13 protein-coding genes and 1 pseudogene are annotated in these 15,382 nt (G+C 70.2%); 6 read left to right on the forward strand and 8 right to left on the reverse strand.

Going from position 1 to position 15,382, the window contains the following annotated elements:
• Positions 1 to 3 precede the first annotated feature (3 nt).
• The 3 genes from RM1_RS16790 to RM1_RS16800 all read right to left on the reverse strand — a co-directional run bounded on the left by RM1_RS16790 (position 4) and on the right by RM1_RS16800 (position 4,202).
• Positions 4 to 1,557: a succinic semialdehyde dehydrogenase gene (locus RM1_RS16790; RefSeq protein ID WP_072752889.1), complete on the reverse strand. Its 1,554-nt coding sequence runs from the start codon at positions 1,555 to 1,557 to the stop codon at positions 4 to 6.
• Between the two features lie 81 nt (positions 1,558 to 1,638).
• Positions 1,639 to 3,228: an acyl-CoA synthetase gene (locus RM1_RS16795; RefSeq protein WP_072752890.1), complete on the reverse strand. Its 1,590-nt coding sequence runs from the start codon at positions 3,226 to 3,228 to the stop codon at positions 1,639 to 1,641.
• Between the two features lie 101 nt (positions 3,229 to 3,329).
• Positions 3,330 to 4,202 (reverse strand): class I SAM-dependent methyltransferase, encoded by an 873-nt coding sequence (locus RM1_RS16800; protein WP_072752891.1) that lies wholly within the window; start codon positions 4,200 to 4,202, stop codon positions 3,330 to 3,332.
• 47 nt (positions 4,203 to 4,249) lie between these two features.
• Here RM1_RS16800 and RM1_RS16805 point away from each other — a divergent pair, with 47 nt between their 5' ends.
• The 4 genes from RM1_RS16805 (at position 4,250) to RM1_RS16820 (ending at position 9,454) form a co-directional block, all read left to right on the forward strand.
• Positions 4,250 to 4,846: a helix-turn-helix domain-containing protein gene (locus RM1_RS16805; RefSeq protein WP_072752892.1), complete on the forward strand. Its 597-nt coding sequence runs from the start codon at positions 4,250 to 4,252 to the stop codon at positions 4,844 to 4,846.
• 69 nt (positions 4,847 to 4,915) lie between these two features.
• The gene (locus RM1_RS16810) at positions 4,916 to 6,415 is read left to right on the forward strand and encodes an adenylate/guanylate cyclase domain-containing protein (RefSeq protein ID WP_072752893.1); all 1,500 of its coding nucleotides are present in this window, start codon (positions 4,916 to 4,918) and stop codon (positions 6,413 to 6,415) included.
• A 9-nt stretch (positions 6,416 to 6,424) separates the two neighbouring features.
• Positions 6,425 to 7,933: an adenylate/guanylate cyclase domain-containing protein gene (locus RM1_RS16815; protein WP_072752894.1), complete on the forward strand. Its 1,509-nt coding sequence runs from the start codon at positions 6,425 to 6,427 to the stop codon at positions 7,931 to 7,933.
• A gap of 18 nt (positions 7,934 to 7,951) precedes the next feature.
• On the forward strand, positions 7,952 to 9,454 hold the full coding sequence (locus RM1_RS16820; protein WP_072752895.1) for an adenylate/guanylate cyclase domain-containing protein: 1,503 nt from the start codon (positions 7,952 to 7,954) through the stop codon (positions 9,452 to 9,454).
• A gap of 11 nt (positions 9,455 to 9,465) precedes the next feature.
• On the opposite strand, the gene RM1_RS16825 is transcribed toward RM1_RS16820, so the two are convergent.
• The 3 genes from RM1_RS16825 to RM1_RS16835 are packed head-to-tail and all read right to left on the reverse strand — an operon-like array spanning position 9,466 to position 11,694.
• Entirely contained in the window at positions 9,466 to 9,747 is a 282-nt protein-coding gene (locus RM1_RS16825) for a hypothetical protein (protein WP_072752896.1), read from the reverse strand.
• 6 nt (positions 9,748 to 9,753) lie between these two features.
• A complete protein-coding gene (locus tag RM1_RS16830; protein ID WP_072752897.1) occupies positions 9,754 to 10,503 on the reverse strand; it encodes a DUF8176 domain-containing protein in 750 nt (249 codons plus the stop codon).
• A 36-nt stretch (positions 10,504 to 10,539) separates the two neighbouring features.
• A complete protein-coding gene (locus RM1_RS16835) occupies positions 10,540 to 11,694 on the reverse strand; it encodes a hypothetical protein (protein WP_072752898.1) in 1,155 nt (384 codons plus the stop codon).
• A 507-nt stretch (positions 11,695 to 12,201) separates the two neighbouring features.
• On the opposite strand from RM1_RS16835, the gene RM1_RS16840 reads away from it, so the two are divergent.
• Positions 12,202 to 12,600 carry a DUF5313 family protein gene (locus RM1_RS16840; RefSeq protein WP_027502741.1) on the forward strand — a complete coding sequence of 133 codons (399 nt, stop codon included), beginning with the start codon at positions 12,202 to 12,204 and terminating at the stop codon, positions 12,598 to 12,600.
• Between the two features lie 34 nt (positions 12,601 to 12,634).
• Positions 12,635 to 13,114, forward strand: a complete 480-nt coding sequence (gene rraA, locus RM1_RS16845) for a ribonuclease E activity regulator RraA (RefSeq protein WP_027502742.1) — start codon at positions 12,635 to 12,637, stop codon at positions 13,112 to 13,114.
• Positions 13,115 to 13,205: 91 nt separating this feature from the next.
• Here rraA and RM1_RS16850 read toward each other — a convergent pair.
• Together RM1_RS16850 and RM1_RS16855 are read right to left on the reverse strand one after the other, a co-directional pair.
• A pseudogene (locus RM1_RS16850) lies at positions 13,206 to 13,598 on the reverse strand (L,D-transpeptidase); the annotation flags it as partial.
• Positions 13,599 to 13,885: 287 nt separating this feature from the next.
• The gene (locus RM1_RS16855) at positions 13,886 to 15,316 is read right to left on the reverse strand and encodes an alkaline phosphatase PhoX (protein ID WP_072752937.1); all 1,431 of its coding nucleotides are present in this window, start codon (positions 15,314 to 15,316) and stop codon (positions 13,886 to 13,888) included.
• Positions 15,317 to 15,382: the final 66 nt, after the last annotated feature.

Consider the following 15,382-nt stretch of genomic DNA (forward strand, 5'->3'; position numbering starts at 1 on the left):
CGGTCAGCGTCCGGGGACGTACTGCAGCACCTTGATGAAGGGCGCCAGCACCTTTGCCCACACCTTCGGCGGAAGTCCGCGCGGCCCACCGAGATTCAGCACCCGCGTGGTCGCGATGGTCTGCGACTCGGTGTACTTGAGCAGACCCTCGGGACCGTGCCTGCGGCCGACGCCGGACACACCCATGCCGCCCATCGGCGCCGCGGTGCTGCCCCAGGCGGGTGCGTACCCCTCGTCGACGTTGACGGTGCCTGCGCGGACCCGGGCCGCGATGGCCTCGCCCTCGGCCTTGCTGCCCGCCCAGACGCTGGCGTTGAGGCCGTACTCGGTGTCATTGGCCAGCCGGATCGCCTCGTTCACGTCGGGGACCGGGTAGATCGACACCAGCGGACCGAAGGTCTCGTTGCGGGCGCACTCCATCTCGTCGGTGACGCCGGTGAGCACCGTCGGCTCGTAGAAGAGCGGGCCCAGGTCGGGGCGCGCCTTGCCGCCCGCGACCACGGTGGCGCCCTTGACCACGGCGTCGTCGACGTGGCCGGACACGGTCTTGACCTGTGCCTCGGAGACAAGACTGCCCATCTCGATGCCGAACTCGTAGCCGGGGGCCAGGGTCATGTTCCTGACCCGCTCACCGAAGAGCTTGGTGAACTCGTCGGCGACCGGCTGCTCGACGTAGATCCGCTCGATGGAGATGCACAACTGGCCGGAGTTCGAGTAGCAGGCGCGGACCGCGGCATCGGCCACCTCGCGCAGGTTGGCGCCCTTGGTGACGATCATCGGGTTCTTGCCACCGAGTTCGGCGGAGAAGCCGATCAGCCGGCGGCCGGCCTGCTCGGCGAGCAGCTGGCCGGTTGCGGTGGATCCCGTGAACATCAGGTACTCGGTGTTCTCGACGATCGCGGTGCCGACCACGGATCCGGGGCCGGGGACCACCGCGAACACCTCGCGCGGCAGCCCGGCCTGGTACATCAGGTCGACGCAGGCGAGCGCGCAGTACGGGGTCTGGCTGTCCGGCTTGATGACCACCGCGTTGCCTGCCATCAGAGCGGCGATGGCGTCGGACACCGCGAGGGTCATCGGGTAGTTCCACGGCGAGATGACGCCGACGACGCCCTTCGGGTGATGGTGCACCACGGTCTTGGTGAGGCCGGGCAGCATGCCCTGGACCCGCTTCGGCTTGAGCGCCTTCGGCGCGAGCCGGGCGTAGTACCGGGCGGTCATGGCGATGTCGAGGACCTCCTCCAGGGCGGCGGCCCTGGACTTGCCGGTCTCCGCCTGCGCCATGTCCATCAGCGCGTCGCGGTTCTCCAGCACCAGCTCGCGGTAGCGATGGAAGACGCGGGCGCGGTCGTCGGCGGAACGCTTGGCCCACTCCCGCTGCGCCACCCGGGCGCGCTCGATCGCGGCCACCGCGTCCTCCGCGGTGCCGACCGGGACGGTCGTCAGTTCGCGGCCGGTGAAGGCCTCGACGACGGGGCGGGTCGGGCGGCTCGCCGCATCCGGGATGGCGATGAGGTCGGCGAGCCGCGCGAAGGTCGCGGCGGACGGAGCAGGCATTTCATACCCCTACTGGTGAGTAGTTCTTGCGGTTACACACAACCTACCTGGTCCGTGGCCGGCGTCACAGGGGAGTGCGCCTCAGCCCTGCGCGACCGTCTCCTTGGCCCAGCGGTAGTCCGCCTTGCCGCTCGGCGACCGCACGATCGACGGCACCACCACGATCGACCGCGGGATCTTGTACCCCGCGACGTGCTCGCGGCAGTACTCGGCGATCTCGGCGGGGTCGGCGCCCTGATCGCCCTCGCGCAGCTGCACCACCGCGGCGACCCGCTCGCCGAACCGGGCGTCGGGCACCCCGGCGACGAGGGCGTCGACCACCGCCGGGTGCGTCTTGAGGGCCTGTTCCACCTCCTCGGGGAACACCTTCTCGCCGCCGGAGTTGATGCACATCGAGCCGCGGCCGAGCAGCACGATGGTGCCGTCCGCCTCCATCCGCCCCATGTCGCCGAGGATGGCCATCCGCACCCCCTCCACCACCGGGAACGTCGCGGCCGTCTTCTCCTCGTCGCCGAAGTACGCGACCGGCACGTGACCGCGGCGCGCGATGTAGCCCATCTCGTCCGAGCCCGGCGCGATGGCCCGGCCCCGCTCGTCGACGAGCAGCATGTTCGGGTTGGCCCTGATCCGCTTGGCGCCGTCGTCACCGAACTCGACGACCCCGTCGTTGCCGGACTCGGAGGCGCCGAAGGCGTCCTTGATGACCAGCCCCGGCACCAGCTCACGCAGCCGGTCCTTGAGCTGCGGCGAGAACAGCGCACCGCCGGAGCCGATCAGCTTGAGCGAGGACAGGTCGTACTCCCCCGCGTGCGCCGTCATGGCGTCCGCGATCGGCCCGGCGATGGCGTCGCCGACGACGGTGATGCCCGCGATCTTCTCGGCCTCGATCAGCCGCAGCACCTCGACGGGGTCGAAGCTGCGCGCGATCACCCGCGGCGCCCCCATGAGGAAGGCGGTCAGCAGCGAGTAGACCGCAGCCCCGTGCATGAGCGGCGGAATGAGCATCAGCACGGCCGGATTCGTGTTCGCCGCCGCGGCCTCGACCACCTCCGCCACGCTGGTGCGGGGTGGGCCGCTCAGGTTCGCGCCGGACAGCGCGGCGTAGAAGAAGTCCTCGTGCCGCCAGACCACGCCCTTTGGCATGCCCGTGGTGCCGCCGGTGTAGATGATGAAGTGGTCGTCCTGGCTGCGTGGCGGGAAGTCCCGATCCGGGGACTGCGCCGCCAGCGCCGCCTCGTAGTCGGCGCCGACCGTCAACAGGTGCCCCACGCCAGGGCAGCGCGACAGGGCGGCGGTGGCGGTCGGCAGGTACTCCTCCTCGACGATGAGGGCGACGATCTCGGAGTTGTTGTAGAGGTAGACCAGCTCCGCGTCGGTGTACCGGAAGTTGACGTTGATCGGCACCGCCCGGATCTTCAGGCAGGCGAGCAGGCCCTCGACGTACTCGATGCTGTTGCGCATGTGGATGCCGACGTGCTGGCCCGGCCGCACCCCGACCGACTGCAGATGGTGGGCGAGCCGATTGGCCCGCTGCTCGAGCTCCGCGTAGGTGCGGCGCTGTGACGTGCCAGGACCGGCGCCCGCGGGGTCCGGCGATCCGAAGATCAACGGCACGCGGTCGGGAATCGCGTCCGCGACCGCCTCGTACAGATCGGCAATATTGAGCGACACGACCGAGATCCTTGCTTCAGATGAGATGGTTCGCGACCAGCTAACACGAATGATGTGCTCCCCGAGACGACTTCGCCATCCGCGTCTCGCCTCCCGGGAACTCAGGGTCGGCGGGCCGCCCATCCGGTCCGGCTGCCCCGGAGCCTCAGGTCGCTGCGCCGCTGCAGCGAGCCGGGTCGGTCACCCCCCAGGAGCTGGTCGAGGGTGTCGAGGTCGTCGGCGGCCAGACTGTCGCCGAGGGAGGCGCGCACGCGAGTCAGGAATGTCTGCGCGTACCGCGCCATGCTCGCCTGCGAGGGACTCACGTCGAAGGTGAAGGTGCGCTGCTCGGCGATCTCGAACCCTGCCGCCTCCAGGTGCGGCCGCCAGTTCGGGTGCGCATTCCAGTTCGCCCGGGCGATGGCCTCGTGGCACCGTGATTCCAGTCCGGGTCTGCCCACACCCACGTCATCGGGCAGGAAGCGCGGCAACGCGTCCATCTCGATGACCGCGAGCAAGCCGCCCGGGTTCAGGGCGTCGTAGATGTCGCGGAGCACCCGGTCCGGGTCGGCGACATGATGCAACGACAACGCGGCCCAGGCGACGTCGACCTCGCCGACCGCGGGCCAGCCTGCGTCGAGGTCGGCCTGCAAGACGCGCAGCCGGTCGACCAGACCGCCCTCGCGTGCCGATGCCAGGAGGCGCTCGAGCATCGCCTGCGACGAGTCAATCGCGATCAACTCGGCCTCGGGGAACCGGCGCGCGAGTTCCAGTGTGCCGGTGCCCGTCCCGGCACCGATGTCGGCGACCGCGCGCGGGGCGTCGGGGGCGAGCTGCCCCACCCAGTCCGTCACCTCACCCAGGCGAGCGCCGTGCACCTCCGCGTCCAGGTCCAGCATGTCCGCCAGGCCCGACTCGTCGTGGTGTCCGTGTTCGTGGTGATGGCCGTGTGCGTGGCCGTGGGTATGTCCATGCTGGTGGGAGTGCTGCGTCATGGCTCCACCCTAGGCGCGTCATGCGCAATAGGCATACCATCTTGCCTATGACGCAAGAAGTCACCATGGACGCCATGATCCGGCAGCGCATCCGCGGCCTTCGCCTGGCCAGGGGCTGGTCGCTGGACGCCCTCGCGGCGCGCTGCTTCCTGAGCCCCTCCACCCTGAGCCGCATCGAGACCGGGCACCGCAGGATCGCCCTCGATCAGCTGGTCCCCATCGCCCGGGCCCTCGGCACCACCCTCGATCAACTGGTCGAGTCGGCGGACGACGAGGACGTGGTGATCCGTCCGCAGCCCGAACACACGCCGGGGGTGACGACCTGGCTCCTCTCCCGCGACCGGGCCCTGCCAGGTGTGACCGTGGCGAAGATGCGCATCACCCCCGACCGTCCGACCACGGCGGACCAGCTGGGGGTGCACCCGGGACGCGACTGGTTCACCGTGCTGTCCGGCACCGCCCGGCTGCACCTGGGCGAGCGAACACTGCTGGTCCAGGCCGGTGAGGCGGCCGAGTTCTCGACCATGGTCCCGCATGCCATCGGGGCGCACGGCGGCCCCGTGGAGATCCTCACCATCTTCGACCGGGACGGGGAACGAGCCCACCTGCACGGTCCGGACAGCGGTCCGCACCCGCACCCGTAACGGACCACACGCCCCGAAACCGTCGCGCTGCCCTCCCGACACGGTTGGTCCGGCGGCTAGCCTGGACTCATGGACCCACCGGGTACCAGGTACGTCGAGCGCGACGGTCACGCGCTTGCCTACCAGGTCGTGGGCGAGGGCGACGTCGACGTGGTCTGGTATTTCGAGCTCAACATGCACCTCGACCTGCTGTGGACGGACCCGCAGATCCACTACCTGCTCGACCGGGGAACGACTTTTGCCCGCACGGCATACCTCCAGCGCCGCGGGGTCGGCCTGTCCGACCCGGTCGACCACATCCCCACCCTCGAACAACAGGCCGGTGACCTGCTCGCGGTCATGGACGAGATCGGGATGCGGTCGGCAACACTCGTCGGAGTCGCCAGCGCGTGTGGACCGGTGGCGCTCCTCGCCGCTCGAGCGCCCGAGCGTGTCGCCGGCCTCGTGCTCATCCAGGCGTTCGCCGAGCGCCTGCTCGGGACCGGGACACCGCCCGGTTGGGATCCAGCCGACATCGAGAGGTTCATCGGCGGGTGGCGATCGGCGTATGCACACTGGGGATCTGGCGCGAGCGTTCCGATGTGGGATCCGGCGGTGGACTCACCGTTCAACCGACGCCTGATGGCATTGCTGGAGCGCTGTACATCGACGCCCGCGACCGCACAGGCGCACTTCGAACACATTCTCCGTGTGGGCTATTCCGAGGCCCTGCCCTCGATCCAATGCCCCACCCGAGTTCTGCTCGTGCCCGCGAGTCCGGTCTCGAGGGGGGCGTCGCGCCATGTGGCCGATTTGATCCCGAACGGCAGCTTCCATCTTCTGCCGCAGGCTCCTGCGGGCGCCTCGTTGGGCGAGGCCTGGGTGCCGATTCTCGATCACGTGGAAGTGGTCGCAACCGGAGAGCACCACCCGGGTCACGCCGACCGCTTCCTCGCCGCACTTCTGTTCACCGACCCGGTCGGATCGACGGAGGTCCTGGCACGCATCGGCGACGACGCCTACCGCGATCTGCTGGCCGCGCACGAACGCAGCGTCCGAGTCGAGGTGGAGCAGGCGGGCGGAAGCCTGGTCAACGTCACCGGCGACGGCACCTTCAGCGTCTTCGACGGCCCGGTCGCCGCGATCCGCTGCGCCGAGCGGGTGCGCAGGGGCGCAAGGGAACTCGGCCTCGAGGTCCGCGCGGGGGTGCACACCGGCGACGTACAGCGCGCAGGCCCGGAGTTGACGGGGATGACCGTGCACGTCGGCGCGCGGATCGGAGCGGCGGCGGCAGCGGGCGAGGTGCTGGTCTCGCGCGCGGCCCGCGACCTGTCGATGGGATCCGGGCTCTCCTTCGTCGACCACGGGGAACGGAAGCTGAAGGGAGTGCCCGGGCGATGGCGGCTGTACGCCCTCGCCGGTGCCGATCACACACCACGGACCGTCTCGCGGAAGGCGCCGCGCCTGAGCCTGATCGATCAGGCCCTGCTCAGGACCGCCAGGCGGGCGCCGCAGGTGTTGCGGGCGGCGGTCAGCATGGCCTACGCGCGGCAGCGGTGGTCCTCCCGACAGGGTTGGTCCGGCGACTAGCCTGGAATCATGGACCCACCGGGTACCAGGTACGTCGAGCGCGACGGTCACGCGCTTGCCTACCAGGTCGTGGGCGAGAGCGGCGCCGACGTGGTCCTGTTCCTCGAGATCGGCCTGCACCCCGATCTCATGTGGACCGATCCGCACATCCACTATGTCTTCGAGCGTGCCGCGACCTTCTGCCGGATGGTGTATTTCCAGCGCCGCGGTTTCGGACTGTCGGACCCTGTCGACCACGTCCCCACCCTCGAGCAGCAGGCCGACGACGTGCTCGCGGTGATGGACGCGATCGGCATGCAACGCGCCACCCTCGTCGGCATCGGCAGCACCTGCGGCGCTCTCGCGTTGATCGCGGCCCGCACCCCGGACCGGGTGGTCGGGTTGGTGTTCCAGCAGCCGTTCGTCGAGGGTGCGCTCCGCGAGGGCGTGGACCTGCCCCGGGGTTGGACCGTCGAGGCGCGGGACCGCTTCGTCGACGGGTGGCGGGCCGTCTACGACAACTGGGGTTCGGGCCTGGTCATCGCGATGTGGGACCCCAGCCAGGACTCGCCGTTCAATCGGCGGCTGATGGCGCTGCTCGAACGCTGCTCGGCGACCCCCGCCACGGCCCGCGCACACCTCGAATGGTTGTTCCGGATCGACTATTTCGATGTGCTCGGGTCCATCCAGTGCGGGACGCGTGTGCTCCACTCCGCGCAGAGCGCGGTCCCGTTGGCGGCCTCGGGGCACATCACCGAGGCGATCCCGCACGGCACACTGCACGTACTTCCGCCGCTTCCGCCCGGCACCTCGATGGGTCAGGCCTGGATCGAGGTCCTCGATCACATCGAGGAGGTCGCGACCGGGGTCCATCGGCCCGTCGACGCCGAGCGCTATCTCGCCTCGGTGCTGTTCACCGACATCGCCGGATCCACCGAGACGCTGGCCCGGATCGGCGACGCCCCCTACCGCGACCTGCGCGCCACCCACGAACGGCAGGTCCGCAACGAGGTCGAACTGGCCGATGGCCGGCTCGTGAACGTCGCGGGCGACGGCACCCTCAGCGTGTTCGACGGCCCGGCGGCGGCGATCCGCTGTGCGCGAACCGTCTGCAGGCAGGCCGAGGACCTGGGGCTGGCTGTGCGCGCGGGCGTGCACACCGGCGAGGTCGAGGGCATCGGGACGGAGCTGACCGGGATCACCGTGCACATCGGCGCCCGGATCGGGGCCGCGGCCGGGCCGGGCGAGGTGCTGGTCTCGCGCGCGGTGCGGGACCAGGTGGTCGGCTCCGGCCTCTCGTTCATCGACCACGGAACGCACGAACTCAAGGGCGTCCCCGGCCGATGGCAGCTGTACGCCCTCGCCACCACCGATGCGGCGACCGAGGGCGATTCCTCGACCGAATCGCGAAAAACCCTGAGCCTCACCATCATCGATCGGGCGGTGCTCCGCATGGCCCGCCGCGCCCCGCACGTCCTGCGCGCCGCGGCCGGGATGGCCAATGCGCGGCAGCGCCGACTGTCCCGTCGATCCGACTGACCCGACTAGCCTGGAATCATGGACCCACCGGGTACCAGGTACGTCGAGCGCGACGGGCACGCGCTGGCCTATCAGGTCGTGGGCGAGAGCGGCGCCGACGTGGTCCTGTTCCTCGAGATCGGTCTGCACCCGGACCTGATGTGGACCGATCCGCACATCCACTACCTCTTCGAGCGGACGGCGACCTTCTCGCGCACCGTCTACTTCCAGCGCCGCGGCCTCGGCCTGTCCGACCCCGTCGACCACATCCCCACCCTCGAACAGCAGGCCGACGACGTGCTCGCGGTGATGGACGCGATCGGCATGCAACGCGCCACCATGGTGGGCATCGGCAGCACCTGTGGGCCCCTGGTGCTGCTGGCCGCCCGCGCGCCCGAGCGGGTGAACGGCCTGCTGCTGCAGCAACCGTTCATCGAGGGCATGCTCCGCGACGGCCCTGACATCCCGCACGGCTGGGACCCCGACTCCCTGGCCCGCTACGTCGAGGGCTGGCGGAAGGTCTACGACAACTGGGGTTCCGGCCAGCTCATGTCGATGTGGGACCCCAGCCAGGACTCGCCGTTCAATCGCAGGCTGCTGGCGCTGCTCGAACGCTGCTCCGCGCCGCCCGCGGCCGCCCGCGCGCACCTCGAGTGGCTGCTCCGGATCGACTGCTCCGACGCCCTCCCCCTCGTCCAGTGCACGACGCGGGTGCTCCACCCGGCGGCCAGCTCAATGCCCGAGGCGGTCTCCCGCTACGTCACCGACTCGATCCCGCACGCCACGCTGCACACGCTGGAGGCCGCGGCACCCGGTGCGTCGCTCGGCGAGGCCTGGATACCGATCATCGACCACATCGAGGAGGTCGCGACCGGGGTCCATCGGCCCGTCGACGCCGAGCGCTATCTCGCCTCGGTGCTGTTCACCGACATCGCCGGGTCCACCGAGACGCTGGCCCGGATCGGCGACGGCCCCTATCGCGACCTGCGCGCCACCCATGAACGGCAGGTCCGCAACGAGGTCGAGCTGGCCGGTGGCCGGCTGGTGAACGTCGCGGGCGACGGCACGCTCAGCGTGTTCGACGGCCCGGCGGCCGCGGTCCGGTGCGCCCGGATCGTGTGCCGGCAGGCCGAGGACCTGGGGCTGGCTGTGCGCGCGGGCGTGCACACCGGCGAGGTCGAGGGCATCGGAGCCGAACTGACCGGAATGACCGTGCACATCGGCGCCCGGATCGGGGCCGCGGCCGGGCCGGGCGAGGTGCTGGTCTCGCGGACCGTCCGGGACCTGGTGGTCGGGTCCGGCCTCTCCTTCGTCGACCACGGAACGCACGAACTCAAGGGCGTCCCCGGCCGATGGCAGCTGTACGCCCTGGCGGCCACCGACGCCCCGGCCGAGGGCGAGCCGTCATCCGCATCGCGAAAGCCTCTGAGCCTGAACATGATCGATCGGGCGGTGCTGCAAACCGCCCGCCGAGCACCGCACGTCCTGCGCGCCGCGGTCGGGATGGCCAACGCGCGGCAGCGGCGCCGCTCCCGGCAGTGAGCGGACGCGGATCACGGACCGAGCGAAATACGTTCGCTCAGTTCCCGATTCGCCTGCCTCAGCCTGCGGACCTCACCCTCGAGGTCCCGGACTCGCTGCGGGAGGTCCTCCTCCGACACGACTCGCGGCCGGCCCAGCTCGTCGTTGACCCAGCGCACCACGGTGTTCGCGTGCGCGCCCACGTCCGCAGCGATGGCGGCGCAGCACTCCAGCCGCGACCGGTACTGGTCGCGGGTCTGCCGGTAGGTGTGGATCGCCCAGGTGCGGGTCGAATCCGTGTAGCCGCGGCTCATGCCGGGTCACTTCCCCTCTCGAAGCGTGATGGACGTGATGGCGGCCCCTGTCGGCGACGCCGGGTCCGCCGCGGTGGTGAAGGTGTGGCGGTAGTGATTGGCGCTGTTGTCGGGCCGTCGGTCGAACACGTCGACCGCGTACCTTCCCTCACCGATCCGCTTCACGAGTAGGCAATGCGTTGTACCGGTGGGGATCTGAGAGATTCCCTGCCCGATCTGCTCCGCGGAGGCGACGAGGGCATTGGGCGCGACGTAGGTGCGGGCCCTGACCCCGTCGCGGGCCACGTAGTAGGCGTCCTCGAATCCCGCGATCGTCGCGGCGCCGTGGTCCGACGAGTCGGGTGAGACCAGCTCCCCGTCGGCGAATCCGGCGCACCATGTCGCCTCGACGGGCTCGTCGGACGCGTCGGACGCCGCGGGAGAGGTGGCAGGCGAGACCATGCCGTCGGACGCCCCCCGGTCGGCCAGCAGCAACGCGGTCGCCGCGCCGCCCGCGACGACCACCGCGACGACGGCGCCCAGTGCCACGTCGACCCGGTGCCGCCGCAGCCACCCCGGCTGGGACTGCGGCGGCACCCAGCCGGTGTCGATGACCGGCGGCGCACCGTCCTGCGGTTTGTCGAACCAGGCACCCGGTGCGCCCGGGTCGGAGGTGCCCGGCTTCGGGCCGGCTATCGGGACCCATGGGGGCGGGCGACGCTGATCTGACGACGATTCGCCGAATCGACCGCCGGGCGGCGGTTGTCGCGTGCCCACGATGTCGAACCTCCTGTTGCCGGTGCGCTGGCGGCCCTAGACGGCCAGGCCGTCCCGGCCCGCGGCCAACGCCTCGCCGACCATGCCCGCGGCGGGACCGAACGCGTGATTCAGCTCCACCGCGGCGGCGTCGAGTCCGGCGATGACCTGCTCGCCACCCGGCTGGGCGAGGGTCGCCTCGCGGGCAACGACCGCCTGGCCGGTGACCTGCTCCGCGAGCTGCGGGGCCGCAACGACCGCATCGACCACGGCGGTGGCCGCGGCCGGCTGCTCGATGGCGAGCCGGGCGTACTCCTCGCCTGCCTGCAGCTTCAGCGCCGCGGCGTCGGGCTCGGTGACGTTCGGCAGGACGAGCTCGGTCGGGGTGCCGAGGCTGTCGCCCGCGCCGAAGGCGGTACCCGCGGCGCCGCCCGCCACGCCACCCACGACCGCGCCAACCGCAGCCGCGGGGATTCCGGCCGCGGCGGCGCCGATCGCGGCGCCTGCTGCGGTGCCGACGGGACCGGCCGCGACCCAGCCGAATCCTGGAATGAACGCGTTGCCGACGGCCAGGCCCGCGTTACCGCCGATGGTGCCTCCGATGAGGGCCCCGCCGACCGCGAACGGGACACCGGCGGTGACCGCGCCTGTGACCGCGCCTGCCGCCGCGCCGCCGACCGTCGCCGCGGCGATGCGGTCCGAGCGGCTGGCATCCACGCCGATGGACTTCCAGAACGTGTTGACCTGCGCCTCGATCACGGCGGAGGTGTTGTTCGTCCGGTTGAGGTACTCGTCGGAGAGCCAGTTCGGCTGGTCGGAGACGTAGTCACCGATCCGCAGCCGCTCCTTCGGCGCCTCGATGGGGGCCACCACCTCGACCGCGACGGGCAGGTGCAGTTCCTGGAACTCCACCGGCGCGACGGGCTCGGTGTAGTCGTAGGTGGGCACCGGACGGGTGGGCACCTCGGCGTACTCAACCGGAGGCGCGATCCAGTAGGTCTTCGGCTCCGGGGCGGGCTCGACCTCGGGCGCAGGCTCGGGAGCTGGGGCGGACTCCGCCACGACGCCGGGCTGCTCGGCCTCCGGCACCATCACACCGGGCTGGGCGAAAGCCGGTCCCGCGCAGGTGATCGCGATCGCCAGCGGGATCACACCCACCACCGTCGCACGCTCGGTGCGCGCGCGATGACGGGCGCCATTGTGGTGGTTCATTGGTTCTCCTTCGAAGTTTCGTGGTGGTGGCACCACCACGTGAGGTCGCGATGGTGCCGACGCGATCCGAGGCCGCAATGGGCCGCGCGGTGCCGCCGATCGGCGTGACCGCGAATGGATGACGTGGTTGCTGGGTCAGCGAAGAGGAGAAGAACCGTGTCGGCCGAGAGCACGACGGGTCAGCGCCGCAAGGCGCGGGACGCGATAGATGACCTGGTCCGGCGCAAAGCGCGGGACGATTCCCCCGAAATACATATTCCCCCCGGAATACATTGCCTGCCCCGAGTCGGAGCCGGTCTCGCTGCGGTGTTGCCTCCGGGGCCGCACAACAGGCCTCCGGTACTCCCGGAAGGGAGCAAACCAGAAATTTAGGACACGTACCGGTCGGTCTGCAACTCGGGTCCCCCGCTCTCGCCTCGAGCGGGCGGTTTCGATGGCGCACCGCCGCCGGGTCGATCCGTCACCCGGCGGGCGTTCGGCCCGACTCGGGTGCCCTACCCTATGACCATGCCCGACCAGCGCAAACCCTCCCTCACGCAGTACCTCGGCTACCTGTTCGGCCGTACCCTGCCCGACTCCATGCAGGACTGGGTACGCAACGACCTGGTGGGCCCCGGTGCCTCGGTGCGCTACGTGCTGCGTTTCACACTGCCGCTGATCCCGCTGTTCCTGGCGTTCTACCTGCTCATCCCCGGCGAGCGGTGGATCCCACTGGCGATGATGGCGCTGCTGCTGTTCCCCGTGCTGTATTTCGCGATCGCGCTGATGAACATCTACCGCAGGCACCGGCTGCTCGCCCACGGCCTGGACCCGGAACTGCTCAACGAGAAGGCGCAGCGTCGGGCGGACAGCACCCGCGACGACTATGAGCAGCGCCACGGCCGCGGCGGGCCCGCGGCGAACTAGGGTGGATGCGTTCAACAGACGAAGGGAAGAACAGATGACTGAGCAGGTAGCGACCGCAGATCTGGCCGACGAGATCGGCCCCGACATCCGCAGCTGTGACACTCAGTTCATCCAGTTCGGCGGCCGCGCAGTCTTTTCCGGCCGCATCACCACCATCAAGTGCTTCCAGGACAACCTGCTGGTGAAGCAGACCCTCGGCGAGCCCGGCAACGGTGGCGTGCTGGTGGTGGACGGCGACGCGAGCGTGCACACCGCGCTGGTCGGCGACATCATCGGCGGCAAGGGCGTCGCCAACGGCTGGGCGGGCGTGATCGTCAACGGCGCGGTCCGCGACTCGGCGATCCTGCGCACCCTCGAGATCGGCATCAAGGCCCTCGGCACCAACCCGCGCAAGAGCACCCAGACCGGCTCGGGCGAGAAGAACGTGCCGGTCTCCTTCGGCGGCGTCACCTTCAACCCCGGCGAGATGGTCTACAGCGACGACGACGGCGTCGTCGTCCGCGCGGAGGCGTAACCCCGGCCCGCCGAGTATGCAGTCGCCGCCGCATCCGCCGAGTGCGGTACGCGGTAGGTGCACACTCGGCGGGTGCGCGGAGGCTGTCGGTTCAACCGACCACGGTGACCAGGTCGCCGATCTGCACGTTCTCGTAGAACCACTGCGCATTCTCGGGGCTCAGGTTGATGCAGCCGTGGCTGACGTTCTCGACCCCCTGCGATTCGACCGACCACGGCGCGGCGTGCACGAAGATGCCGCCCCAGGTGATGCGGACCGCGTACTCGACATACAGCCGATATCCCTCGGGCGAGTCGATGGGCACGCCGTAGGTCGACGAGTCCATCACCATGTCGCGGAACTTCTCCAGCACCCGGAAGGTCCCCAGCGGGGTCTCGTGGCCGGGCTTACCCATCGAGGCCGGCATGGTCCGCACCGGTTGCCCGTCGATGCTGACCGTGAACTGGTGCGTCGAGACGTTCGCGACCGCGGACACCGCGCCGCCCTGCGTCCGCCCGATCTGGACGGCCGATGCGGTGACGCCGCCGAATCCCATGTGCAGCACCATCATCACGATCATGGTGACGGTCACCCGAACGTACCGGGACGTCCTGCGCTGTGGTGTTGTCCTCATCGCCGTGCCGCCCTTCGAGAAGACGTGGCTGGCCCATCCAGTGTGGCACCGCGAGACGCCATAGAACAGTGCCCGGCAGCTGACGCCCTCACCGCAGCCGAGTGTGCACCTGGCGACGCGACCACCCGCGATATCCGCCGACAGGTGCACACTCGCCGCTACGAGCCGAAGACCGAACCCCCCGCCGCGCGACGCCACGGCCCGGTGATCGCAAGGACCAGGCCGGGTGTCTGAATGTTCGCGTACAGGGTCTTCCCGTCGGCACTGAACGCCGGGCCGCAGAACTCACTGTCGTTCAGCTCATTACGGGCGATCGGGAACGGCTGCCCCTCCTCCGTCACACCGATCAGGTGGCTGATGCCCTCGCCGTCCTCGGCGAGGATCATGCCGCCGTGCGGGGAAACGGTGATGTTGTCGGGGCCGTCGTAGTTCCCGGTGTCGACGGCCGGGTCCGGGTTCACACCGAAGAGGGTCTTGAGCTCGACCGTCTCGGTGGCGGGGTTGTAGAACCAGACCTGGCCGTCGTGCTCGGCGACGCTGCCGTCACTGGTGCGGGCGAAGCTGGCGACGAAGTAGACACCGCCATCGCCCCACCACTGACCCTCGAGCTTGCGACTGCGCGTGACCTGGTCGTTCGTGAACTGCTTGCGCACCGACGTGGACTTCGCGTCCCGGTCGGGAACGTCGACCCACTGCACCGTGTAGCGGACGCCCGGTTCGGTGGCCCGGGACAGGTCCGGCACGTGGGTACCGCCGGAGAGGCACTTCATCGCCTGCAGGCTGCCCGCGGTGTCCCCGCCGGCCGACTGGGCGAGCGCGTGGAGCGCGCCAGGGCCGCCGACGAAACCCTGCGGCGGGGTCCACCGGTAGTACAGGCCGTTCGGGTTGGATGCGTCCTCGGTGAGGTAGATGGCACTCGTCGCCGGGTCGACGGCGACCGCCTCGTGCGCGTACCGGCCCAGGAACTTCAGCGGAATCGGGCTCTTGCCGACGTTCGCAGCCTGGCTGGCCGGGGCGACCTCGAAGACGTAGCCGTGGTCGCGGGTGAAGCCGTTCGATCCGGCGCGGGCCTCGGTTTCCTCGCAGGTGAGCCAGGTGCCCCACGGGGTGATGCCACCGGCACAGTTGTTCACGGTTCCGGCCACGCTGACGTACTGGCCCTGACGTGCCCCGTTCGGCCCGACCGTGGCGGTGGTGGTGCCGCCGCGGGCACCCGGGTCGTAGGTGAGACCGTCGACCACCGGGACACCGAAGGGCTCGTTGCTGCCGACCTCGTGATTCGTCACGATGGTGGCACCGTTTCCGTTCGCGAACACGCCGTTCGCGTCGGGGTCGCTCGGGACCGGCGAGCCGTCGTCGAGCAGGGTTTCTCCCGAGCGAGAGACGACCGTGTAGGAGAATCCCGCGGGCAGCGACAGGATCTTGTTGGGGTCGGGAACGAGCGGGCCGTACCCGGGCGCCGTCCCCGGCACCGCGGCCGCGACCTGGGGCCGGAACAGGGTGTCAACGCTTCCCGCGAGTGCGACGCCGAGCCCGGTGAGCGCGGTGCGTCCGAGAAACGCCCTGCGGTTGAGTGGTGAGGTGGTCACGTCCGATCCCTTCATCGATGAACAACGATGACCGGACGCTATTCAGTGCACTGACGCACTTCGTGC

Source organism: Rhodococcus maanshanensis NBRC 100610, from assembly GCF_001894865.1.
In the GTDB taxonomy this organism is placed as follows: Bacteria; Actinomycetota; Actinomycetes; order Mycobacteriales; family Mycobacteriaceae; genus Rhodococcus_G; species Rhodococcus_G maanshanensis.